This is a genomic window from Dongia soli, from assembly GCF_034044715.1.
GTDB classification, from domain to species: domain Bacteria; phylum Pseudomonadota; class Alphaproteobacteria; order Dongiales; family Dongiaceae; genus Dongia_B; species Dongia_B soli.
Genome location: NZ_JAXCLW010000001.1, coordinates 924,868 through 947,416, shown reverse-complemented (window position 1 = coordinate 947,416; position 22,549 = coordinate 924,868). Strand labels below are relative to the sequence as shown.

Below are 22,549 nucleotides of genomic sequence, written 5' to 3'. Positions count from 1 at the left end.
GCCTGTCAGGCCGATGATATGAGTAGCGGTCGGAAGGGTCATGGACCCTAATTCCGACCGTGGACGGACGAAAGGAAGTTTGATGACGGATCACGCGCAATCGCGGTCCATGCAGCCCCCTGCTGTGAGCGGCGGGTTCTTGGGCTTTCTGCAGCGACGGCTGGCGGAGGCGGGTGGCGGCGCATTGATCATCCTCGGTCTGGCGCTATTGCTGGCGCTGCTGACCGCATCCTCCGGCGATCCCAGTTTCAACCGTGCCGTCGACCAGCCGACCAAGAATTTGATGGGGCCACTCGGTGCCTATGTCGCTGATTTCGCGCTGCAGGGAGTCGGGCTTGGTGTCATCGCTTTAGTGGCTGCCCCTTTAGCCTGGGGCTGGCGTCTGATCCGCGACCGGGCATTGCCGCGCTGGTGGCTGCGCCTCGCTTTGGTGCCGGTTGCCGCCTTGCTGCTATCCCTGGCCGCGGCCGGCTTGCCCAGCAGTGGGCCAGTCGCAACCGCCAAGCCGGCAGCAGGCAAGGCAGCGGATGCAACCAGCTCCGGCACTGTCATCACCGTAACCCCGGCGCCCTGGCCCTGGACCGCCGGTTATGGCGGTTTCGCCGGCCACTTGCTGCTCAGCGGCTCCGCCGGCCTCAACAGCGACGCACCCGACGACCAGGCTGCCGCTCGGACCAGTCAAACCGGAGCAGGCCAGGGAACTGACCGCCCGGGCGGCGTCGCCGGGCTCTTGCTGGCGCTGGGCGTCCCGCCGATCCTCGGCTCGGCTTTGGCCCTGCCGGCACTGATCGGCCTTGCCCTGGCCCTGGTGACGCTCTATTTCGCCCTTGGCATCGGCATCCATAGCTATCTGCGGTTCGGCCGCAATGTGGCCAATGCCGGCCGGCAGGTGGGGCTGGTGATCGAGCGCGGCCGGCGCAATCTCGCTCCAGGCGGTCGTGAGGCCGGCAATGGTGAGATGGGCAATCGTTACGCCGATAACCGGGATGACGATCCAATGGACGGCGCGGATGTCCCGCAGCATCAACCGCCGCGTGGCGGCTGGCGCCATAGGCTGGTCGCAGCCGGCCGCGCCTTGCTGGGCGGCGAGGGCAATGTGCCCCATCGCGAGGAACCGCATTTTGTCGAAGAGGATGCCGGCGAGCGCGCCTATCGCCGCGGTCAGCATCTGGCCGGCGCGCCGGCCATCGAGCCCGATTACGAGCCGGCCATGCAGCCCTCGCTCTCCCAGCCTTCCGCCCGGACCCGCGCTCTGGTGGCTGCGCCGGCGCCCCGCGAGAAGGCGCCTGCCAAGGCGGCCAAACGCGGTACCGTCCAGCCGAGCCTGGCGCTGGAAGAGGGCGATTTTGAATTGCCCCCGCATGATCTCCTGGCCCGGCCCGCCGCCAATGCCGCCGTGCAAAAAATCAACGAGGAGAGCCTGGAGAAGAATGCCCGGCTGCTGGAAACCGTGCTTGAGGATTTCGGCGTCAAGGGCGAGATCGTCAAGGTCCGGCCCGGCCCGGTGGTAACGCTTTACGAACTCGAACCGGCCCCGGGTACCAAGACCAGCCGCGTGGTCAGCCTCGCCGACGACGTCGCCCGCTCGATGAGCGCGGTCTCGGTCCGTATCGCCGTGGTGCCCGGCCGCAGCGTGATCGGCATCGAATTGCCGAACCGCCAGCGCGAAACCGTGGCTTTGCGGGAACTGCTGGAGGATGACAGCTATCAATCCACCCAGGCCAAGCTGGCTCTGGTCCTCGGCAAGGATATTGGCGGCGCGCCGATCGTGGTCGATCTCGCCCGCATGCCGCATCTGCTGATCGCCGGCACCACCGGTTCCGGCAAGTCGGTCGCCATCAACACCATGATCCTGTCGCTGCTCTATCGGCTGACGCCCGATCAGTGCAAGTTCATCATGATCGACCCGAAGATGCTGGAGCTGTCCGTCTATGACGGCATCCCGCATCTCCTCTCGCCGGTCGTCACTGAGCCGCGCAAGGCGGTGGTCGCCCTGAAATGGGTCGTGCGGGAAATGGAGAACCGCTATCGCTCCATGTCGAAGCTCGGCGTGCGCAATATTGATGGCTACAACCAGCGGCTGGAACAGGCTCGCAAGGCCGGCGAGGAACTGACCCGCCGGGTACAGACCGGCTTCGATCCAGAGACCGGCAAGCCGATCTATGAGGAAGAGCCGTTCGATCTCAATCCTCTGCCCTTCATCGTCGTGGTGGTGGACGAAATGGCCGATCTCATGCTGGTCGCCGGCAAGGATATCGAAGCCGCGATCCAGCGTCTGGCGCAGATGGCGCGGGCCGCCGGGATCCATATCGTCATGGCGACCCAGCGCCCCTCGGTCGATGTCATCACCGGCACGATCAAGGCGAATTTCCCGACCCGGGTCAGCTTCCACGTAACGACCAAGATCGACAGCCGTACCATCCTTGGCGAGACCGGCGCCGAACAGCTGCTTGGCCAGGGCGACATGCTTTATATGGCGAACGGCGGCCGGGTGACCCGTGTTCACGGTCCGTTCGTGTCCGACCGCGAGGTCGAGAGCATCGTCCAGTTCCTGAAGGAACAAGGTGAGCCGGCCTATATCGAGGAGGTTACCGCCGAGGAAGAAGGGCTGGATGGCGATGAAATGGTCGCGCCGGCTGGCGGTGGCTCGGGCGATGACCTATATGATCAGGCAGTGGCTTTGGTCTGCCGTGAGCGGAAGGCCTCCACCAGCTTCGTCCAGCGTCACCTGCAGATCGGCTATAACCGCGCTGCCAGGCTGATTGAGCGGATGGAGAAGGAAGGGGTTGTCAGCTCGGCGAACCATGTCGGCAAGCGCGAGGTTCTGGCCCGCAACATCGAGGCCGATTGATCTTAGCCTTGCATCGCCAATAGGGATCGCCAGTTAGGAATTGATTGTGAGCAGATTTGAGATCAGCCGTCGCCGTTGCCTGCAATTGACCGCAGCGGCGCTCGGCAGCCTCACCGTGAGCGGCGTGGCATTGCCGGTGGCCTGTGCCAAAAAACCGCAGCCGGTCGCCCTTAGCGCCCAAGACAAGCAGGATGTCGCCCGGATCGAGGATTACCTGAACAACCTGCATTCGGTCGAAGCCCGTTTCCAGCAATATTCCCCGTCGCAGGGCCTGGCTTTCGGCAAGATCTATCTGCGCCGGCCGGGCCGGCTGCGGGTGGAATACGATCCGCCCAACAAGATCCTGCTGGTCGCCGACGGCATTGCTCTCAGCTATTACGACGGCGAACTGAACAATCTCGACCAGGTGCCGCTATCGCTATCGCCGATGTGGTTCCTGCTGAAGGACAAGGTCGAATTGGGCGGCGATGTCACCATCACCTCCTTCAAGCGCGCGCCTGGCGCTTTCGAGATCGGCCTGGTCCAGACCGACGAGCCGGATGCGGGCAGCGTGCTGTTGGAATTCGGCGACCGCCCCCTCGAGCTGCGCCAGTGGACCATCATCGACAAGAAGAACCAGGAAGTGCGCGTCGGGCTCTATGACGCCCGTTTCGGCGTCGATCTCGCCAACGAGCTCTTTGCCACGCCGAAACGTAAAAGCAAGCGCAACTGACCGCCTGCCTATCGACTGAACCATCCGGCTCCAACATGCCCCGCAATCCTGCGATGGCCGGGCTGCAAGGCTGCGGCTTGGAAAGCGGACAAGGGATGCTTAGACTCATAGTATTGCCAGCTTTTGTGGAATCCTGAGGCCGCGTGACATCATGTCGACAAATCAAACGTCAGCCCCCGCTGCACCGCTTACCGCCATCCAGCTTCCCGCCGACGCGCCGATCATCGCCGTGCCGATGTGCATCAAATTCATCGACGGCCAGAATTATCATACGGTGGGCGACAAATATCTGCGGGCGGTGATCGAGGCGGCCGGCGGCTATCCCTTGTCGTTCCCGGCGCTAGGCCCGGTCCTGCCGGTCGAGGCGCTGCTGGATCATGTCGATGGCGTCCTCTTCACCGGCAGCCCGTCCAACGTTGCCGTCAGCCTCTATGGTGGCGCGCCAGACCGTCCAGACAGTCCGCAAGATCCCGGCCGCGATGCCATTACCCTGCCGCTGGTCAAGGCCGCGCTCGCCCGCAAGATGCCGGTCTTCTGCATCTGTCGCGGCTTCCAAGAGTTGAATGTCGCCCTGGGCGGCACGCTCAACACCCATATCCATGACGTCCCTGGCCATGCTGATCACCGGGCGCCAAACGATGCCGATTACGATGCCATTTATCAGGCTCGGCATAATGTCAGCTTCACGCCAGGCGGCCAGTTCGCCAGGGTGCTCGGCAAGACGAAAACCATGGTCAATACGGTCCATTGGCAAGGCATCGATCGTCTGGCCGATGGGCTGGTGATCGAAGGTCAGGCCGATGACGGCGTCATCGAGGCTATCAGCGTCAAGGATCACACCGGCTTCGCCATCGGCACACAGTGGCATCCTGAATACAAAGCGACCGAAAATCCGGATTCAATGAAACTGTTCAAAGCATTCGGTGACGCGGCTCGGGAATTTGCTCAACAACGTCGCGCAACACGCCGGCCTGCCGCGTAAATTGCGCACCGACTCATAACGCTGTGAGTCTCGGAAAAAGTGTAGCGCAATATACTGCCCGAGATATGCGGCGAAGCTCGTTCAGATATGCGTGAACATGCAGATTTGGCCGTTGAAAAGCCGCGCCACATGACCAAATCATTAGACAGTAAGGCCGCGACTGCAATGGTTGTGGTCGCCAATTGGCGGTCTCCCCCACCGCGATTGGCCTCCGAAAGGAGAAGGAACGCCCGGTCTTCCCCTGGCCGGGCGTTCTGTCTTTCAAATCCTTATAAGGCCAGCAACATCACAATCGTCGCGGTGCTGAGTGCGCCAAGCGCCAGCATATCGATCATGCTGAGCGATGCGCGGCTGGCAGCGACGACGCGGGCGTGGCGGCGGTGAGAGCGGGCAGAAGACTGGGTCATTTTCGGTCCTGCAACGGAGCGGCGATCCGGCAATTTGCGGGATCTTTGCAGATAGCTTGACGCGAATTCGGAAAGATTTCGTGAATCTCCGCTAGGCCTAGGATGGTGCCGCATTCGCGTGCTGGCTTACCGGCATCGGCGGCTTTCATGCGGCCGCATTTGCCATTAAGAAGGGGCGTCTCGATCAGCTGGGAAATTCAAATGCGTCTCGTTACTTGGAACATCAACTCGCTACGCCTGCGAATGGATTTGTTGCGGCGCCTGGTGCAGGCCGAACAGCCGGATGTCGTCTGTCTGCAGGAGATCAAGGTTCAGGACAGCGAGTTTCCCATGGAGGACGTGCAGGCCCTGGGCTTCCCCCATGTGCTGCGTCACGGCATGAAGGGTTATAACGGCGTCGCAATCCTCTCGAAGCTGCCTTTCAACGCGCGCGACCCTCAGGACTGGTGCAAGAAGGCGGATTCCCGGCACGGCGTCGTCGTGCTCGGTGGCGATGTCGAGCTGCATAATTTTTACATCCCGGCGGGGGGCGATATTCCCGATCCCGAAAAGAACGTCAAATTCGCCCACAAGCTGCAATTTCTCGACGAGATGAAGGATTGGTTTGCGGGCCAGAACAAGACCCGTAACGCGATCATGGTGGGCGATCTCAATGTCGCACCGCTGGAACACGATGTCTGGTCCCATAAGCAGCTTCTGAAGATCGTCAGCCATACCCCGATCGAGGTCGAGAAACTGACCGCGATGCAGTTGGCCGGCCAGTGGCAGGATCCGATCCGCCATTTCACGCCGGAGCCGACCAAGCTCTATTCCTGGTGGAGTTATCGCTCCCCGGATTGGCAGAAGAATGATCGCGGCCGCCGGCTGGATCACGTCTGGACTACGCCGCCGATGACCTCGCGGGTCAAGTCGGCGAAGATTCTGCGCGAGATGCGCAGTTGGACCCAGCCGTCGGATCATGTGGCGGTGGTGGTGGACATCGATTAGCAAGACAGCGACGAGCGGGGGGAATAAACTGGCGGAATAAACTGATATCTGGGGTGTCTTACCTTTGACCGTCTTCGGTCGTCCCCTCCAAACCGCACTGAAACCGCGTGGAGCTCAGGATGCCGCCCGACAAATCCTCCCGCTACGATCTTTCTGTTTTTCGCAACGGCAAAATGCTAGCCCGCCTGATCGGCATCGGCATCATTGTCGGCTGCAGCGCCGTCGCTTTCGCCGCTGTCGCTGGCTGGCTCAGCCCCGATAAGCTGACGCCAGCCAGTTTCGTCGATGGCTTCCAGCAGGCCAATGGCGTCCATCCGGGCTTCCGCCGCAACCACGCCAAGGGCGTCTGTATTGCGGGTAATTTCGCCAGTAACGGCCAGGGCGTGCGCCTCTCCAAAAGCGTGATCTTCCAGCCTGGCATCGTGCCGGTGGTCGGCCGCTTCGCCTTGGCCGGCGGCATGCCGATGATGGCCGATGGACCGAAGGCGGTGCGCAGCATGGCATTGAGCTTCCGCCCTGCCAATGGCGAGGAGTGGCGCACCGGCATGAATGACATACCGGTCTTTCCCTTCCCGACACCGGCAGATTTCTATGGTCAGATGCAGGCGGCGATGCCCGACCCTGCAACAGGCAAGCCTGATCCGGCGAAAATGAAGGCCTTCGTCGACAGCCATCCGAAGACCGCCCAGGCGATGAAGGCGATCGGTGCGAAGCCTTTCTCCTCCGGCTTCGCCGATGCCAGCTATAACAGTCTCGATGCGTTCCGTTTCGTGAACAAGGCCGGCACCGTCATGCCGGTGCGCTGGACCATGGCCGCGGTCGATCCCTTCGTGGCGCAAAGCGCAGAGCAGCCTCAGACCGGCGATAAAAACTATCTGTTCGATGCCCTGGCGGCGCGGCTGAAACAAGGTCCGGTGCAGTGGCATCTGATCGTCACTATCGGGCAAGCGGACGATCCCACCAATGATGCGACTGTCGCCTGGCCCGATGACCGCGAAAAGGTCGATGTCGGCACGCTCACCATCGATCGCATCGCCAGCGAGGCCAAAGACAATTGCCGCGACATCAATTTCGATCCGCTGGTCCTGCCGAGCGGCATCGAAGCCTCCGATGACCCGCTGCTCAGCGCCCGATCGGCGGTCTATTCACGGTCCTTCACACGGCGCGCCGGCGAAGACAAGACGCCGAGCGCAGTCCAGATCGACAATACAGCGAAGGAACCGTGAGATGACCCAGCATCAGCCTTTTCCGGTGTTCTCGCGCCTGCTGCATTGGCTCATGGCGATCCTCATCCTCGCCATGCTTTTCATTGGCGTGGGCATGGTGGCTTCGGTGACCGACTATTACTGGCTGGTCTCGATCCACAAACCCCTCGGTATCGTAATTTTGGTGCTGGCGGTCATCCGCCTGATCAACCGGCAGATCAACCCACCGCCCGCTTTACCGGCTGACATGCCGGCTTGGCAGCGCTGGGTGGCTTATGCCTCGCATATCCTGCTTTATGTTCTGATGATCGCCTTGCCCCTGGTTGGATGGGCGATGCTCTCGGCGGCAGGCAATCCGATCGTGCTTTACGGGGCCGTGCATCTGCCGGCGATCCTGCCGCATGACCCGATGCTCTATGCCGTCTTGCGGCAGATCCATACGGTTTTGGCGCTGTTGCTGTTCGCCCTCATCCTGGCGCATTTCGCCGCCGCCTTGCTGCATGCCCTGATCTTCCGTGACGGTGTGTTCCAGAGCATGACCACCGGGCGGCGGCGTTAGGAAGAACCTCTCTATCGATTAGAAGTGCAGCGGGATCACCACATTCACCGAGGGCGCAGCATAGATCGGCTGCGGCTCGACATAAACCGGTTCCGGCTCCACATAGACCGGCGCCGGGGCAATCACGACCGGCCGAGGCGCGACCACGACCGGCCGGGGCTGGACGTAGACGCGCTGGGGCCGGACATACACCACGCTCGGCCGTTGATGATAATATTCCCGGGAATGACCGCGGCCGTTGTCGTGATGGCCGTGTTTCCAGTCATCGGCGGAAGCTGACGAAGCAGCTAGTGCGATACCGGCGGCAAACAGGCCGCCGAAAATGAGCCGGCTGGCCGAAAAATGTCGCATGAGCTTCGTCTTGATCGGTTTCATGTTTCCTGTCCTCGCAGAAAAACCGTTTTAGCAAGGGCATCTGATGTGCCCCGCCTATACTTCTAACGAAGCGCGCGTGATTTTCCTGTGATCAGTTGGTGGGGACACGGGATACAAGAAAAAGTGATCGATGGCCTCGACCCAGGCAAGGGACTGCCGGCGCTGTCTCTTTCAGCTCTCAAAAGCCCGGTGGCACCGACAGAAGGCTGCCACGCCGCCATTTCTGAACGGCGGCGTGCACAAGACAGGGGAATAGCTTCGGGAGCTCAGTTCGGCAGCGATTTCAGCGCTTGCAGGACATGCGGCTTCAGTCCCTCGCCCTGATGGTCGGCAATATGCGCCAGGATCGCCTTGCGCATGCGGGGGTCCCAGAACTTGCGGATATGGGTGGCGATCTGCGGCACCGCTTCCGCTTCGGGATAGGCGTTGAAGAAATCGCCGATCTGATTGGCCATCCGGATCAGGGTTTCCGTATTGTTGCTCACCGTCTTACTCCCGAGACATCGATTGATTAGCTAAGCCGCCAGCCTTCGCTGACGATGATCAGACTGTCGCTGCGCGCCAGGGCGATCAGCGTTAGGCCGTAACGATCGGCCAGTTCCTGGGCAAGGCCGGTCGGTGCCGAAACCGCGACCAGCATCGGCAGGCCCATCGCCACCGCCTTCTGCACCATCTCGCTGGAACAGCGGCTGGTGATGACGCCGAAGCCGGTCGATGCGTCTATATTTTGCCGGCGCAAGGCACCGATCAATTTGTCGAGCGCGTTATGGCGGCCGACATCCTCCCGCACAATTCGGACATTGCCCTCGGCATCGCAGAAGCCGGCGGCATGGAGCGTCCGCGATTCGCGGTTGAGCACCTGCAAGGCCGGCAATTGATCCAGTGCCTGGAAGATCGCGGCGGTGGAGAAATGCCGGTCATTGGCCAATCGCGGCAAATCGCGCACCGCCTGGTCAATACTATCGACACCGCAAAGGCCGCAACCGGTCCGGCCGGTGAGATTGCGCCGGCGCTCCTTGAGCGCGGCAAAGGCCCGGCCGGTGATATCCAGCCGCACTTCCATGCCTTCGCCGGCCGGCCGAGTCTCGATATCCAGAAGCTCGGTTGCATCGCCGATGATGCCTTCCGAGAGCGAAAAGCCGAGGGCGAAGTCTTCCAGGTCCAGCGGCGTTGCCATCATGACGGCATGGCTGATGCCGTTATAGACCAGCGCCACCGGCACTTCATCCGGCACCACCCGGTCGATCTGATGGCGGCTGCCGTCGCGGTCGACGCGAACGAGATCGAGGCGCTGCAGCCCACGCGGCAGCGCCTCGCTATCATCGCTGCTCCGCATGGCCGTGACCCGGTTTTCGGCTTTCATCGCCACGCGAAGAGTCTCCGGAAAAATTCCCCGGCGGCCTATTCGGCCGCCGTGGTTTCGATACGGCGCGTCGCTTCGCGCTGCTTGTAATATTGCGATTGCCATTCCGACGGCCGATTGGTCGGCCGCACCTGCACCGCCGTCACCTTGTATTCCGGACAATTGGTTGCCCAGTCGGAATAGTCGGTGGTGATGACATTGGCGCCGGTGCCGAAATGGTGGAACGTGGTATAGACCACCCCCGGCTGCATGCGGTCCGAGACTTTGACCCGCAAGGTCGTCTCGCCGACGCGGCTGGCGATCGAGACCGTATCGCCGTCGCGAATGCCGCGGTCCTCCGCGTCGTGGGGATGCATTTCCAATACATCCTCGGGATGCCACACCACATTGTCGGTGCGCCGGGTCTGGGCGCCGACATTGTAATGCGCCAGGATGCGGCCGGTGGTGAGCAGCAGCGGGAAGCGCGGCCCGACCTTTTCTTCGGTCGGGACATATTCGGTGATCATGAAACGGCCCTTGCCGCGCACGAAACCGTTCATATGCATGATGGGCGTGCCTTCCGGCGCCTTGTCGTTGCACGGCCACTGCACCGAACCCTTTTCCTCCAGCATCTTGAAGGAGACGTTCTGGAAGGTCGGGGTCAGGCGCGCGATTTCGTCCATGATCTCCGAAGGATGATTGTAATGCATCGGATAGCCGAGGGCCTCCGACAGCATCATCGTCACTTCCCAATCGGCATAACCGGCCTTCGGCTTGACCGCGCGGCGGACCAGGTTGATACGGCGCTCGGCATTGGTGAAGGTGCCGTCCTTTTCCAGGAAGGTCGATCCCGGCAGGAAGACATGGGCGTAATTCGCCGTCTCGTTCAGGAAGATGTCCTGGATGACGACGCATTCCATGGCGCTCAGGCCGGCGATCACGTGCTGAATATTCGGGTCGGACTGGGCGATATCTTCGCCCTGGATGTAGATGCCCTTGAAGCTGCCTTCGATGGCGGCATCCAGCATATTGGGAATGCGCAGGCCCGGCTCCGGATCAAGCGTCACGCCCCAATCCTGCTCGAACTGCTGGCGCACCGAGTCCGTCGAGAGATGGCGGTATCCCGTCAGTTCGTGCGGGAACGAGCCCATGTCGCAGGAGCCCTGCACATTGTTCTGGCCGCGCAACGGATTAACACCGGCGCCGTTATGGCCGATATTGCCGGTCGCCATGGCGATATTGGCCATGCACATAACCGTGGTCGATCCTTGGCTGTGCTCGGTGACGCCGAGGCCGTAATAGATTGCCGCATTGCCGCCGGTCGCATAAAGCCGTGCGGCACCGCGCACATCGGCTGCCTTCACGCCGGTGAAAGCTTCCATCGCTTCCGGCGAATTTTTCGGATCGGCCACAAAAGCACGCCAGCGATTGAATTCCTCAAGGTCGCAGCGTTCGCGGACATATTCCTCGTCCATCAGGCCTTCGGTGACGATCACATGCCCAAAGGCATTGAGCATCGCCGTATTCGTGCCCGGCCGCAGCGGCAGATGATAATCCGCCTCGATATGCGGGTTCTTGACGAGGTCGATGCGGCGCGGATCGATGACGATTAGCTTCGCGCCTTCCCGCAGCCGGCGCTTCATGCGACTGCCGAAGACCGGATGGGCGTCGGTGGGATTGGCACCCATCACCATGATGACATCGGCTTCGTCAACGGAATCGAAATCCTGGGTGCCAGCCGAGGTGCCCAGCGTGGTTGCAAGGCCGTAACCCGTCGGAGAATGGCAGACCCGGGCGCAGGTATCGACATTGTTGGTGCCGAAGGCCGCGCGGACCAGCTTCTGCACCAGATAGGTCTCTTCATTGGTGCAACGCGAGGAGGTGATGCCGCCAACCGAAGTCCGGCCGTATTTCTTCTGGATCCGCTTGAATTCGCTGGCGGCGTGATTGATGGCCTCTTCCCAGCTCACTTCCTTCCAGGGATCAGTGATCTTGGCGCGGATCATCGGCTTGGTGATGCGATCCTTGTGGGTCGAATAGCCCCAGGCGAAGCGGCCCTTGACGCAGGAATGGCCGTGATTGGCCTTGCCGTCCTTATAAGGCATCATGCGCACGACCTCGTCGCCGCGCATTTCCGCCTTGAAGGAGCAGCCGACGCCGCAATAGGCGCAGGTGGTGATGACGCTGTGCTCAGGCTGGCCGGCTTCGATGATGGAGTTCTCCATCAATGTCGCCGTCGGGCAGGCCTGGACGCAAGCGCCGCAGGAGACGCATTCGGAGTCGAGGAAAGGCTGCGCTTCACCCGCCGCCACCATGGAGGCAAAGCCGCGGCCGTCGATGGTCAGGGCGAACGTGCCTTGGACCTCTTCGCAGGCCCGCACACAGCGCGAGCAGACGATGCATTTCGTCGGATCGAAGGTGAAATAGGGGTTCGACTGGTCCTTCGGCTTGTCGAAGTGATTGGCGCCGTCGAAACCGTAGCGCACTTCGCGAAGGCCCACCGCACCCGCCATATCCTGCAGCTCGCAATCGCCATTGGCGGCGCAGGTCAGGCAATCCAGCGGATGGTCGGAGATATAAAGCTCCATCACATTGCGGCGCAGCTTCGCCAGCTTGCCGGTCTGGGTCCAGACCTTGAGGCCCGGCTCGACCGGCGTGGTGCAGGAAGCCGGGGTACCGCGGCGGCCTTCGATCTCAACCACGCAAAGCCGGCAGGAGCCGAAGGCGTCGAGGCTGTCGGTGGCGCAAAGCTTGGGGATCTGGGTGCCCATCTGCATGGCCGCCCGCATGATCGATGTGCCTTGGGGCACCGTCACGCTATTGCCGTCGATCTCCAATGTCACCAGGGGCGTATCGACATGAACCTCGGGCATCACGCCGGAAGCGCAGCTGCAATTGCCGCTGCCGCAGACCCGCGGCTGGGCCGGCGCTGGCGTCCCGTAATCGATTTCCTTGATAAGCATGACTTAGCCTTTCCGTCCTACGGCGGTTGTAACTGTAATGGAGGCTGACACTGCGGCGGCCTTATTCGGCTGCGTGCCGCGGCGCGGTAGCGCCGGTACTGGCGCCGGGCGGCCGATTGAAATCGGCGCCGAAATGCTTGACCGCGCTCTGGACCGGCATATGCGTCAGTCCGCCAAGGGCACAAAGCGACCCGTCCCGCATAGTATCGCACAAGTCGTTAAGAAGATTTAGGTTCTTCTGGCGGTCAGTTCCAGCCAAAATTCGATCGATCACCTCGACGCCGCGGGTCGAGCCGATCCGGCAGGGCGTGCATTTGCCGCAGGATTCGACAGCACAGAATTCCATGGCGAAGCGCGCCTGGGCGCCCATATCGACCGTGTCGTCGAAGACCACGATACCGCCATGGCCCAGCATGCCGCCCGCCGCCGCCATCGCTTCATAATCGATCTGGGTGTCGATCAGGCTGTAGGGCAGGTAAGAGCCGAGCGGACCGCCCACCTGGATCGCCTTGATCGGCCGGCCGCTGAGCGTGCCACCGCCGAACTCTTCGATCACCTCCCGCAGGGTGACGCCGAAAGCGAGCTCGATCAGGCCGCCATATTTGATATTGCCGGCCAGCTGCAGCGGCATCGTGCCGCGCGACCGGCCCATGCCGAAATCACGGTAATATTCCGCACCCTGATCCAGGATGGTCGGCACCGCCGCGAAAGACAGCAGGTTGTTGATGATGGTCGGCTTGCCGAACAGACCCTTGATGGCGGGCAAAGGCGGCTTTGCCCGCACCATGCCGCGCTTGCCTTCCAGGCTGTCCAGGAGCGATGTCTCTTCCCCGCAGATATAGGCGCCGGCACCGAGCCGGGTTTCCAAATGGAACGCCTTGCCGCTGCCCTGGATGTTCTCGCCCAGATAGCCGGCCAGCTTGGCCGCGGTGATCGCCCGGTTCATCTGGGCGAAGGCGTGGGGATATTCGCTGCGGATATAGATGTAGCCCTTGCTGGCGCCGACCGCCAAGCCGGCAATGGTCATGCCTTCGATCAGCAGGAAGGGATCGCCTTCCATGATCATGCGATCGGCGAAGGTGCCGCTATCGCCTTCATCGGCGTTGCAGACGATGTATTTCTGATCCGCCTCGGCCTTCAGCACGGTCTGCCATTTGATGCCGGTCGGGAACCCGGCGCCGCCACGGCCGCGGAGGCCGGACTCGGTCACCGCCTTGACGATATCGGCGCGCTCCATGCCAAACGCGTTCTTCAGACCCCTGTAACCGCCGTGGGCGAGATAGTCGGGAATGGAGACTGGATCGGTAATGCCGCAGCGCGCGAAGGTCACGCGCTGCTGCTTCTTCAGATAGGGCTGGTCTTCCGGCTTGCCGATCCGCAGCTTGTGGGCGCCGCCTTGCAGGAAACTGGCGGCAAACAGGCCCTCGACATCTTCCGGCGTCACCGGGCCATAGCCGATGCGGCCTTCCGGCGTCGCCACCTCCACCAAGGGCTCCAACCAGAACAGGCCGCGCGAACCGGTACGGACGATGCGGATATCCGCCTTGGCCTTCTTGGCGGCCAGCTGGATCGCCTCGACCACCTCGTCGGCGCCCAATGCGACCGCCGTCGCATCCATCGGAATGAAGAGATCGATCGCCATCTCAGCGGCCTCCCTGGAGCTTGCCGATGAGGCTATCGAAACGTTGCGGCGAGACCCGGGCATAAAGCTTGTCGTCGATCATCACCGAAGGTCCGCAGGCGCAATTGCCGAGACAGAAAACCTGTTCCAAGGTCACATTGCCGTCCTTGGTGGTCCCATGATAATCGACCCCGAGGCTCTTCTTTGCATGCTGTTCCAACATACCGGCGCCCAGCGCCTGGCAGGCCTCGGCCCGGCAGACCTTGACCACATGGCGGCCGCCCGGATGGCGGCGGAAATCGTGGTAGAAGGTGATCACGCCGTGAACTTCGGCGCGGCTGAGATTGAGCTCATCGGCGATCAGCGGCACCGCCGCCTCGTCGACATAGCCGAAATGATCCTGCAGCGCATGCAGGATCGGCAACAGCGCCCCATCCATCTGCTTTTTGTCGGCAATAATCTGCCGCGCACTGTCCTGGTTCCAGGACGCTTGCGTCGTCACGGCCTTCTCTCCCCGTCTGAAAACGGTCCAAACATCGCGTTAAGGATCATCGATCACCAACTAAAGGCTTGAGGTCAAATTGAAGTTGTCACTTAGTTGATAGGACTTATCTATTATCCGATGGCGCGCCTAGTACATTAACAGTCGGTCTGGGTATGAGGCTCGTCTAAGTCGGTTGGCAGTGGGAAAAATAATCTATGTTAATCAAGCAGTTACAGTACCTTGTGGCGCTCGGTCGCGAGCGCCATTTCGGGCGTGCCGCAGCCGCCTGCAACGTCTCCCAACCTACACTTTCTGCCGGAATCCGACATCTTGAAGATGAAATGGGCGTTCCGATCGTTGAACGGGCTCAGCGCTTCCGCGGCTTCACCCCGGACGGCCAAACCATCCTCGATTGGGCCCAGCGCATCGTCGCCGATTACGAAGCGCTGCATCAGGAACTCAGCCTCGCCCGCCAGGGCCTGGCCGGGCAGTTGCGTATCGGCGTCATTCCCTCGGCCTTGCCCGTCACCTCGCTCATTACCGGCCCCTTCGCCCGCCAGCATCCGGGGGTCAATATCCTGCTCCGGTCGCTCACCTCGAAGGAGATCCAGCGCGGCCTCGATACCTTCGAGCTGGAAGCCGGCGTCACCTATCTCGACAACGAGCCGCTGGAGAATGTCCGGGTCCGGCCGCTCTATAATGAGAGTTATTTCCTCATCCAGTCGCGCCGCTTCGCTAAAACCGATGCCCAGACGGTCACCTGGGAGGAAGCCGCGGCCCTGCCGCTCTGCCTGCTCTCCCGCGACATGCAGAACCGCCGCATCATCGACAGCGTCTTCCGCAGCATCGGCAAGGAGCCGCGCGCGCAGATCGAAGCCAATTCGCCGATCTCGCTGATCGCCCATACCCGGAGCAGCGCGATCGCCACCATCCTGCCGCTCAGCTTCCTGTCGCTGATCAACGGCCTGCCGGATCTCAGCATGCGGCGCCTGGTCGAGCCGCAGCCCGCCCCGCAGATCGGCCTGGTCTATTCGGCCCGCGACCCGGTCCTCGCCGTGGTCAAGACCCTGATCGCCTCGATCCGCCGCCTCGACATGCAGAAAAGCGTCGACCTCGCCGCCGGGCTGGGCTGAGGCGCTGCTTCGACTTTAAGACGATTTGGAAGAGGTATCCGAACTCAGACGCGGCGATACATGAAATACCGCCCCGCTGACACATCGGCGGGCAGGGGCAGGGGCTCAAATTCGCCGGCATTGATCGCCCGGTCGGCAATCAGCACGGCGCCGCTTTTCGCCAGCTTCACGAAGCTTGGCGTCAGGGCATCGGCGAGCACGCGGTTCGCGGCGTCGTCGCCGGTGCCGCAATCAGCATGCAACAGGACTGCCGTCGCGCCGAGCTGCGCAACCGCCTGCGGCAGGGTCTCCTGGAAATCGCCGAGAAACATCCGGTCACCGGGCGGGACGCAATCGGGATGCGCATTGATCTGCCGGTCGAAGACATAGATGTTCCGCTCCGGCAGCAGGCCGCGCAGATGATCGTAGGTGCGGCCGTTGCCGAGCCCGAATTCCAATACATGGCCCGGCAGCTCACGCACCAGCTCGGCCGCATGGTTGAGGCAGGAACGCTGCGCCTGCATGCGGCGGATGAAGCTGTCTAGGCGACTCATCGGTAGTTGGTCTTTCCCTTACTTGTGATCGGCAACTGCGTCGCGCAATTGCTCGGTGGTATGTTCGAGGCGCTGCGCCAACACCCGCATGACCTCGATGGCGATCGAGGGGAAGTCGGTGATCATGCGGAAGAACAGCTCCTTGGTGATCTTGAGGGTGGTCAGCGGCTCGCGGGCAATGATGGTGGCGGTACGCGGTATGTCACAGAGAATGCCGATCTCGCCGACAAAGGCGTCGCGTCCCATCTCTGCCACTTTCAGCGGGCCGCTGGGCGTGTTCACCATGACATCGGCGGTACCGTCCAGGATGATATAGGCGGCATCCGCAAGATCGCCCTGGCTGAAAAGCGTCTCGCCGGGGTGATAACTGGCTCTTTCGCTGGCGAAAGCCATCAGCTTTAGCTTCGACGGCTCAACCTTGGCAAAAAGCGGGATGCGCCGCAGGGCTTCGACATCGTCATGGATGCTCATTTTGCCGCTCCATCATGCGAAAATCTGTCGCTCCGAACATACCGTCCCCAAACATTTCGTCCTCGTGGCTCTGCACGGTCTTTCGCCGCTTGTAGGTAGGCTTGGCGACGTTTTGATGACGCCGCCGCAAATTTGCCCGATCGAACTCATCTCGCTCACGCCGTCGCCGGCACCGGCGCGCTCTGGCCGATTTCGTCTTCGGCGCGCTGCTGCCGCGGCGGCCCGGCGAGATCACGCAACAAGCTGTCGGGCTGGTCGAGCTCCGCTACCGTCCCGGCCTCCAGCACCCGTCCATCCTTGAAGATCACGGCATCTTCGCAGGACCAGGCAAGGCTGGCGGTATCGGTCATCAGCACGGTTGCCTTGCCCTTGCGGTAGTTGAGGATCCGGTCCAGCAGGCGCTGCTGCGTCGCATGGTCGAACAAGGCGAAGGCATTGTTCAGCACCAGGACCTGCGGGTGCTTGATCAGCGCCCGCAGCAGCGCGACTTTCTGCCGCTGCAAGGTCGACAGCTTCTTGCCGCCGGAACCGATGTGATAATCGAGCCCGACCTGCATGACATGGGCACGCAGGCCGAGATTGTCGATCACCTCGGATATCAATTTGCCGATCTTGGCATGGGCCTGGGCCTGACCGAAGACCAAGCGGCCGAATAGCAGATTGTCCTGCACCGAGGCGGCGGCGTTGTAGCGTTCCGGATCGTAGAAATCGATTCGAGGACGAAGCTCCGGCGGCAGGGTCTCGAAGACCGTACGGCGCGCCTTCAACAGCCGCTCTTCCAGTGCCGTATCGATCAGGTTCAAGCGGTGCCGCGCCTCGATATAGGGAAAGGTGAGGCCGATCAGCTTGCGCCGGTCAAGCAAGGTTGCCTCACCCAGGCCACCTTTATCCAATCGCTGCACCAGCTGCTGATAGGCCGGCAATTCATCGGCAGCGATGAAGCTGAACTGGTCGAAGAAGGGATGGCCGGGCGGCAAATCGGCAAAGAGTTCGACCATGGTCTCGGCGATATGCTGACCCATCCGCAGCAGATCGTTGGTCAGCCCCTGCCGGTCGAGCAGTTGGGTCAAGAACGGGCTCTCAACCAGCCGGGCATAATCGAAGCCCGTGCGGCTGGTTGGCGTGCCGAACAGCATGTTTTCGACCAGCGTGAGATTCTTGTTGTAGCGCTCCGGATCGAAGGGCTCGACGAGCGTCTTGTAGCCCGGCTGGCGCAGATGCTCGGCAATCGCCTGGCGCGCCAACAGGAATTGCTGGGCAAGCTCGGGCCTTTCGGCCGGATCGATGAAGCCGCGCAGGCCGAAGTGATAGACATCGCCGTCAAGCTCGGCGACCGACAGCAGATCGGTAATCGCCATGCTCAAACCCGCCGCATCGGCGACGCCGGCTGCCTGATAATCGACCCAATCAGCGTTGATATCGAGTACCGGATTGCCGGCCCGCATCGCCTCGGCGATTTCCCATTCGCGGTGGCGCTTCGCCTCCTCGTTGCTGCCGGCCACCGGTCCCGGCCGGTGCTTCAAGCCATAGATGATATTCTCGCGGATCGAATGCGGGAAGAGATAGGCTTCATCGCCGACATAAGAGAAGTAGCGGCCAAGTGCCGCTTCCGAGAGGTCCTTGACATCATGGGATCCGATCCGCATCGAGCCGGTGGTCGGTTCGACGAAGCGCGCCAGCAGAAAGCCCAATGTCTCCTTGCCATGGCCGATGACCACCAGGCTGCGATCCGGCGCCACCGTCAGGGTCACGTCGTCGAGCAACCGCGCGCCGCTTTCATCGATATAGCCGACATGCTGCAGGTCGATTGGCGCCACCGGCAGATCGATTTCGGCGCCGACATCCTGTCGGGCGCGGTCCATCATACCGGTTGGCGAGAACTGTTCCGTCACCTGGTCGTATTTGATCTGCACGTCCTGGCGCTGCTGGTCCCAGTCGATCAGCTCCTTGATCGGGCTTGGCAGATCCTTATAGGCGCCGATCGCCGCTACCAAGCTGCCGATATCGAACCGCCCCATCAGGGCCAGGTAGCCGCCGATCAGATAGAACAGGAAAGGCGTAGTCTGGGCCAGCATGTTATTGAGATATTTGACGAAGAATTTCCGCTGATAGAGATCGAAGCGGATCTTGAAGATATGGCCCAGGCGATTGGCGATATCGGCCCGCTCGTAATTCGAGGTGTCATGCACATGCACCTCTTGCGCACCGTCAACGACTTCGGCAATGCGGCCGGCGAGCTGCCGGGCGGTGATCTGGCGTTCGCGGCCAAGCAGCAGAATCTTCACCCGCAGCCGGGGAATGACGACAACCTGGACAGCCAGGATGGCAACGGTGACGCCGCCGAGGAAGACGCTCTGGGTGAACAGGAAATAAAGTGCGGTGAGCGCCGTTCCGCCCAGAAAGGCCGGCTGGATAAAGGCATCGCCGATGAATCCGCCGAGCGGCTCCACCTCATCCTTGATCATGGTGGCGATTTCCGCCTGCTTGACCTTGCGGAAATGGCTGAAGGGGAAGCGCAGAATCCGATCAAACAATTCGTAGCGCAGGCGGCGCAGCATGCGCTCGCCGAGGCGGCCCTTTTCGGTCTGGACCCGCTGCTTCAGCCAGCCATTGAGCACAACGAAGAAGAGGAAGCTGCAACAGAGCGCGATCAGGTAATTCACGCGGTCGAGCTGAAAGCCGTCGAACAAGGTCGCCTTTGGCAAGCCGAGCCAGTCATAGGGTCCCAGCGTCAGCCGCAGAAAGGGCGCGGTCGGCTTTCCTTTAAAGGCTTCGCCCTGAATGGCATTGTTGACGATCTGTTTCGGCAGGTCGAGCGAGATGAAATAGAAGACCTGCGATATGAGGACGATCGCCAGAATGGCTAGTTGGTCGCGCCAGCTATTGCGCCAGATATATTTGAAAAGATTGCGATCCATCATTAATCCGACTGCAACGGAAGCGTTACACGCCTCTCGCCGGCCTTGCCCGGCCGCACTTGAGTTCCTACCTTAAGGATAGGCGCTGCATCCCGCAGCGGCAAGCACCCCTGGCCGTCTCTCTCCAGGATGCGGTGGTTCAGTGCTCCGGCTCACACCAGCATTAGGCATCAAACCCGCTTATTTCGATCCCGCCATTGACGCCGCCTAGCCAAGCTGGCAGATCCTTTCGACCCCAATCGGCCGGTCCAGCTAAGGGAAATCTTAGCCTTTCCAGGCCGCTCGGGGACATGTCATAATCCGCCCTCCTTTGACATCAGGGGACGGCGCGTGTCGGAGAAGGCGATGAGCGAGCGTGATGCGCGCGTCCTTATATACAGCCATGACAGTTTTGGGCTGGGGCATCTGCGGCGTTGCCGGACCATCGCTCATTCCCTGGTCGATCAGAACAAGGATATGTCGGTCATCATTTTGACCGGCTCGCCGATTATCGGCAGTTTCAATTTCCGCGCCCGGGTGGATTTCATCCGCATCCCCGGCGTCATTAAGCTGCGCAGCGGCGATTACACGCCACTCAGCCTGCTGATCGATATCGACGAAACCCTCGCTTTGCGCAGCTCGATCATTCAGCACACCGCCGATATTTTCGATCCCGACATCTTCATCGTCGACAAGGAGCCGCTCGGCCTGCGCGGCGAGGTGCGCCCGACGCTGGAGATGCTGCGTGACCGCGGTACCCATCTTTCGCTTGGCCTACGCGACGTGATGGATGAGCCGGCTTCGCTGGTGCCGGAATGGAAGCGCAAGAATGCCGTGCCGGCCTTGCGCGATCTTTATGATTCGATCTGGGTCTATGGGCTGCCGCAGATCTGCAATCCGCTTGAGGGGATCGATCTGCCGCACTCGGTGCAGCATAAGATGACCTATACCGGCTATCTGCAGCGCAGCCTGCCGAGCGAGCCTTCGCCGGTCACACTCCTGCAGAAGATTGAAGCCCCGTATCTGCTGGTCACGACCGGCGGCGGCGGCGATGGCGAGGACATCATCGACTGGGTGCTGCGGGCCTATGAGAACGATCCCCGCATGCCGCATCCGGCGCTGCTGGTCCTTGGCCCCTTCATGCAGTCGGAACGCCAGGCGGAATTCCTGGCCCGCGCCGCCCGTCTGGAAAAGGTCGAAGCCATCACCTTCGATGCGCAGCTTGAAACCCTGATGGACCGCGCCATCGGCGTCGTCGCGATGGGCGGCTACAATACTTTCTGCGAAATCCTCAGCTTCGACAAACGGGCACTCATCGTGCCGCGGACCAAGCCTCGCATGGAACAGTATCTGCGTGCCGCCAAGGCCAAGGAACTGGGTCTTTGTTCGATGCTGGAAGAGGATGGCGAACGATCCTGGCGGGCCATGGCCACGGCGCTGCGGCAATTGCCGCAGCAGGCCTTGCCAAGCGAGGTCGTGGTGCCTGGTTTGCTGGATGGTCTGCCCAATCTCAATCGCCTCGTGCAGCAGGCATTGGAGCGATCCAGGCACCGGCCGGAGCGCGGCGCGATCGGCGGGCCGCGGCGGCTGGCCGCGCGTCAGGCACAGTAGCGGCAACAGCACGTTTTCCCTTGAGTGCCGTGCCCCGCTTGTCCGTCTCTCCCGTTGCCGCAGCACGCCCGGGCCAGCAAACCGGACCTGGCATCCTGTTTCTGCTGAAAGGCTATCCGCGTTTGTCGGAGACCTTCATCGCCCAGGAGATCCGGGCGCTTGAAGAAGGCGGTCTGCCGGTGCGCATCGTGTCGCTGCGCTTCCCGACCGACAAGCATGTCCATCCGATCCATCGCGAGATCGTGGCGCCGGTCACCTATCTGCCGGAATATCTCATCCAAGAGCCGGCGCGCGTGCTGCGCGGCTGGTGGCGGGCGCGGCGCTTGCCCGGCTACCGGCATGCTCTGCGCGTCTGGCTTGGCGATTTGCGGCGCGATTCCACCACCAATCGCGGCCGGCGCTTCGGCCAGGCCTGCGTGCTGGCGGCGGAGATTATCGCCGGCAAGCATGGCGATGTCCGGCGCCTGCATGCGCATTTCCTGCACACACCTGCCGCCGTGGCCTATTACACCAGCCTGATGACCGGGATTCCCTGGAGTTGCTCGGCGCATGCCAAGGATATCTGGACCACTCCGGATTGGGAGATACGCGAAAAGCTCGCCAGTCTCGACTGGCTGGTGACCTGCACAGCCGGTGGCCACCACCATTTGCAGGATCTCGCGGCCGATCCGGGGAAGGTCTCGTTGGTCTATCACGGTCTCGATTTCCGCCGCTTCCCATTGCCAGCCGGGATGCCCGACGCCACTTCGACCAGCGCCGCGACGCGAGCGCCGGATGCAGCGGATGGACCGCTCGTCATCTTGTCGGTCGGCCGCGCGGTGCCGAAAAAGGGCTATGGCGATCTGCTCCGTGCCCTGGCGCGCTTGCCGGCTGCCCTCGACTGGCGTTTTCGCCATATCGGCGGCGGCCCGGAATTGGACCGGCTGAAAGCGCTCGCGGCGGAACTCGGCATTGCCAACCGTATCGACTGGCGCGGCGCCCAGCCGCAGCAGGAAGTCCTGGCGGCCTATCGCGCGGCCGATCTCTTCGTTCTCGCCAGCTGCATCGCGGAAAACGGCGACCGCGACGGCTTGCCCAATGTGTTGATGGAAGCGCAGAGTCAGGAATTGCCGGTGATCGCCACCGCCATCTCCGGCGTGCCGGAATTGATCCGGAACGGCGAAACAGGACTACTGGTCCCACCCAATGATCCTGCGGCCCTCGCCGATGCGATCGCCGAATTGCTGGTCGATCCCGAGCGCCGCCGCAGCCTGGCGATCGCCGGCGCGCAACGCTTGCGCGCGGATTTCGCCATGGAGACCGGCATTGCCGATCTCGCACGGCGTTTTGCGTGCGATCTTCGGCATGATGACGCGAACCAGGCGTTCCGGGCAGCGCAAGGGCGTATTGCCCGGCAATCGGCACGTTGATCAATCG

Annotated in this window: 19 protein-coding genes; 9 read left to right on the top strand and 10 right to left on the bottom strand. The window is 62.0% G+C overall.

Features of this window, described 5'->3' with window-relative positions:
* The first annotated feature begins 82 nt into the window (after nucleotides 1-82).
* From SMD27_RS04250 to SMD27_RS04240, 3 genes are all read left to right on the top strand, one after another.
* Nucleotides 83-2,851 carry an FtsK/SpoIIIE family DNA translocase gene (locus SMD27_RS04250; RefSeq protein WP_320507077.1) on the top strand — a complete coding sequence of 923 codons (2,769 nt, stop codon included), beginning with the start codon at nucleotides 83-85 and terminating at the stop codon, nucleotides 2,849-2,851.
* A 46-nt stretch (nucleotides 2,852-2,897) separates the two neighbouring features.
* Nucleotides 2,898-3,563 carry a LolA family protein gene (locus SMD27_RS04245; protein WP_320507076.1) on the top strand — a complete coding sequence of 222 codons (666 nt, stop codon included), beginning with the start codon at nucleotides 2,898-2,900 and terminating at the stop codon, nucleotides 3,561-3,563.
* A gap of 151 nt (nucleotides 3,564-3,714) precedes the next feature.
* Entirely contained in the window at nucleotides 3,715-4,545 is an 831-nt protein-coding gene (locus tag SMD27_RS04240; RefSeq protein WP_320507075.1) for a gamma-glutamyl-gamma-aminobutyrate hydrolase family protein, read from the top strand.
* Nucleotides 4,546-4,814: 269 nt separating this feature from the next.
* Here the strand turns inward: SMD27_RS04240 and SMD27_RS04235 are convergent, their stop codons facing one another.
* Nucleotides 4,815-4,952, bottom strand: a complete 138-nt coding sequence (locus SMD27_RS04235) for a hypothetical protein (protein ID WP_320507074.1) — start codon at nucleotides 4,950-4,952, stop codon at nucleotides 4,815-4,817.
* A 201-nt stretch (nucleotides 4,953-5,153) separates the two neighbouring features.
* Between SMD27_RS04235 and xth the strand changes: the two genes are divergently transcribed.
* The 3 genes from xth (at nucleotide 5,154) to SMD27_RS04220 (ending at nucleotide 7,703) form a co-directional block, all read left to right on the top strand.
* The gene (gene xth / locus SMD27_RS04230) at nucleotides 5,154-5,939 is read left to right on the top strand and encodes an exodeoxyribonuclease III (protein ID WP_320507073.1); all 786 of its coding nucleotides are present in this window, start codon (nucleotides 5,154-5,156) and stop codon (nucleotides 5,937-5,939) included.
* A gap of 119 nt (nucleotides 5,940-6,058) precedes the next feature.
* Nucleotides 6,059-7,165, top strand: a complete 1,107-nt coding sequence (locus SMD27_RS04225; protein WP_320507072.1) for a catalase family peroxidase — start codon at nucleotides 6,059-6,061, stop codon at nucleotides 7,163-7,165.
* A gap of 1 nt (nucleotide 7,166) precedes the next feature.
* Nucleotides 7,167-7,703, top strand: a complete 537-nt coding sequence (locus SMD27_RS04220) for a cytochrome b (RefSeq protein WP_320507071.1) — start codon at nucleotides 7,167-7,169, stop codon at nucleotides 7,701-7,703.
* An 18-nt stretch (nucleotides 7,704-7,721) separates the two neighbouring features.
* On the opposite strand, the gene SMD27_RS04215 is transcribed toward SMD27_RS04220, so the two are convergent.
* From SMD27_RS04215 to SMD27_RS04190, 6 genes are all read right to left on the bottom strand, one after another.
* A complete protein-coding gene (locus tag SMD27_RS04215; RefSeq protein ID WP_320507070.1) occupies nucleotides 7,722-8,078 on the bottom strand; it encodes a hypothetical protein in 357 nt (118 codons plus the stop codon).
* A 266-nt stretch (nucleotides 8,079-8,344) separates the two neighbouring features.
* Nucleotides 8,345-8,563, bottom strand: coding sequence for a formate dehydrogenase subunit delta (locus SMD27_RS04210; protein WP_320507069.1), 219 nt, complete (start codon nucleotides 8,561-8,563; stop codon nucleotides 8,345-8,347).
* Nucleotides 8,564-8,589: 26 nt separating this feature from the next.
* Nucleotides 8,590-9,441 carry a formate dehydrogenase accessory sulfurtransferase FdhD gene (gene fdhD / locus SMD27_RS04205; RefSeq protein ID WP_320507558.1) on the bottom strand — a complete coding sequence of 284 codons (852 nt, stop codon included), beginning with the start codon at nucleotides 9,439-9,441 and terminating at the stop codon, nucleotides 8,590-8,592.
* 38 nt (nucleotides 9,442-9,479) lie between these two features.
* Nucleotides 9,480-12,383, bottom strand: a complete 2,904-nt coding sequence (gene fdhF / locus SMD27_RS04200; protein ID WP_452094346.1) for a formate dehydrogenase subunit alpha — start codon at nucleotides 12,381-12,383, stop codon at nucleotides 9,480-9,482.
* 61 nt (nucleotides 12,384-12,444) lie between these two features.
* Entirely contained in the window at nucleotides 12,445-14,025 is a 1,581-nt protein-coding gene (locus SMD27_RS04195; RefSeq protein WP_320507068.1) for a formate dehydrogenase beta subunit, read from the bottom strand.
* A gap of 1 nt (nucleotide 14,026) precedes the next feature.
* Nucleotides 14,027-14,506 carry a formate dehydrogenase subunit gamma gene (locus SMD27_RS04190; RefSeq protein ID WP_320507067.1) on the bottom strand — a complete coding sequence of 160 codons (480 nt, stop codon included), beginning with the start codon at nucleotides 14,504-14,506 and terminating at the stop codon, nucleotides 14,027-14,029.
* A 197-nt stretch (nucleotides 14,507-14,703) separates the two neighbouring features.
* Here SMD27_RS04190 and SMD27_RS04185 point away from each other — a divergent pair, with 197 nt between their 5' ends.
* Nucleotides 14,704-15,621, top strand: coding sequence for a LysR substrate-binding domain-containing protein (locus SMD27_RS04185; RefSeq protein ID WP_320507066.1), 918 nt, complete (start codon nucleotides 14,704-14,706; stop codon nucleotides 15,619-15,621).
* A gap of 44 nt (nucleotides 15,622-15,665) precedes the next feature.
* Here the strand turns inward: SMD27_RS04185 and SMD27_RS04180 are convergent, their stop codons facing one another.
* From SMD27_RS04180 to SMD27_RS04170, 3 genes are all read right to left on the bottom strand, one after another.
* Entirely contained in the window at nucleotides 15,666-16,154 is a 489-nt protein-coding gene (locus SMD27_RS04180; protein WP_320507065.1) for a class I SAM-dependent methyltransferase, read from the bottom strand.
* Nucleotides 16,155-16,172: 18 nt separating this feature from the next.
* Nucleotides 16,173-16,625 carry a cyclic nucleotide-binding domain-containing protein gene (locus SMD27_RS04175; RefSeq protein ID WP_320507064.1) on the bottom strand — a complete coding sequence of 151 codons (453 nt, stop codon included), beginning with the start codon at nucleotides 16,623-16,625 and terminating at the stop codon, nucleotides 16,173-16,175.
* 155 nt (nucleotides 16,626-16,780) lie between these two features.
* Nucleotides 16,781-19,546 (bottom strand): ABC transporter transmembrane domain-containing protein, encoded by a 2,766-nt coding sequence (locus tag SMD27_RS04170; protein WP_320507063.1) that lies wholly within the window; start codon nucleotides 19,544-19,546, stop codon nucleotides 16,781-16,783.
* Nucleotides 19,547-19,888: 342 nt separating this feature from the next.
* Here SMD27_RS04170 and SMD27_RS04165 point away from each other — a divergent pair, with 342 nt between their 5' ends.
* Both SMD27_RS04165 and SMD27_RS04160 read left to right on the top strand, forming a co-directional pair.
* Nucleotides 19,889-21,133, top strand: a complete 1,245-nt coding sequence (locus SMD27_RS04165; protein ID WP_320507062.1) for a glycosyltransferase family protein — start codon at nucleotides 19,889-19,891, stop codon at nucleotides 21,131-21,133.
* A gap of 29 nt (nucleotides 21,134-21,162) precedes the next feature.
* Entirely contained in the window at nucleotides 21,163-22,542 is a 1,380-nt protein-coding gene (locus SMD27_RS04160) for a glycosyltransferase (protein ID WP_320507556.1), read from the top strand.
* Nucleotides 22,543-22,549 lie beyond the last annotated feature (7 nt).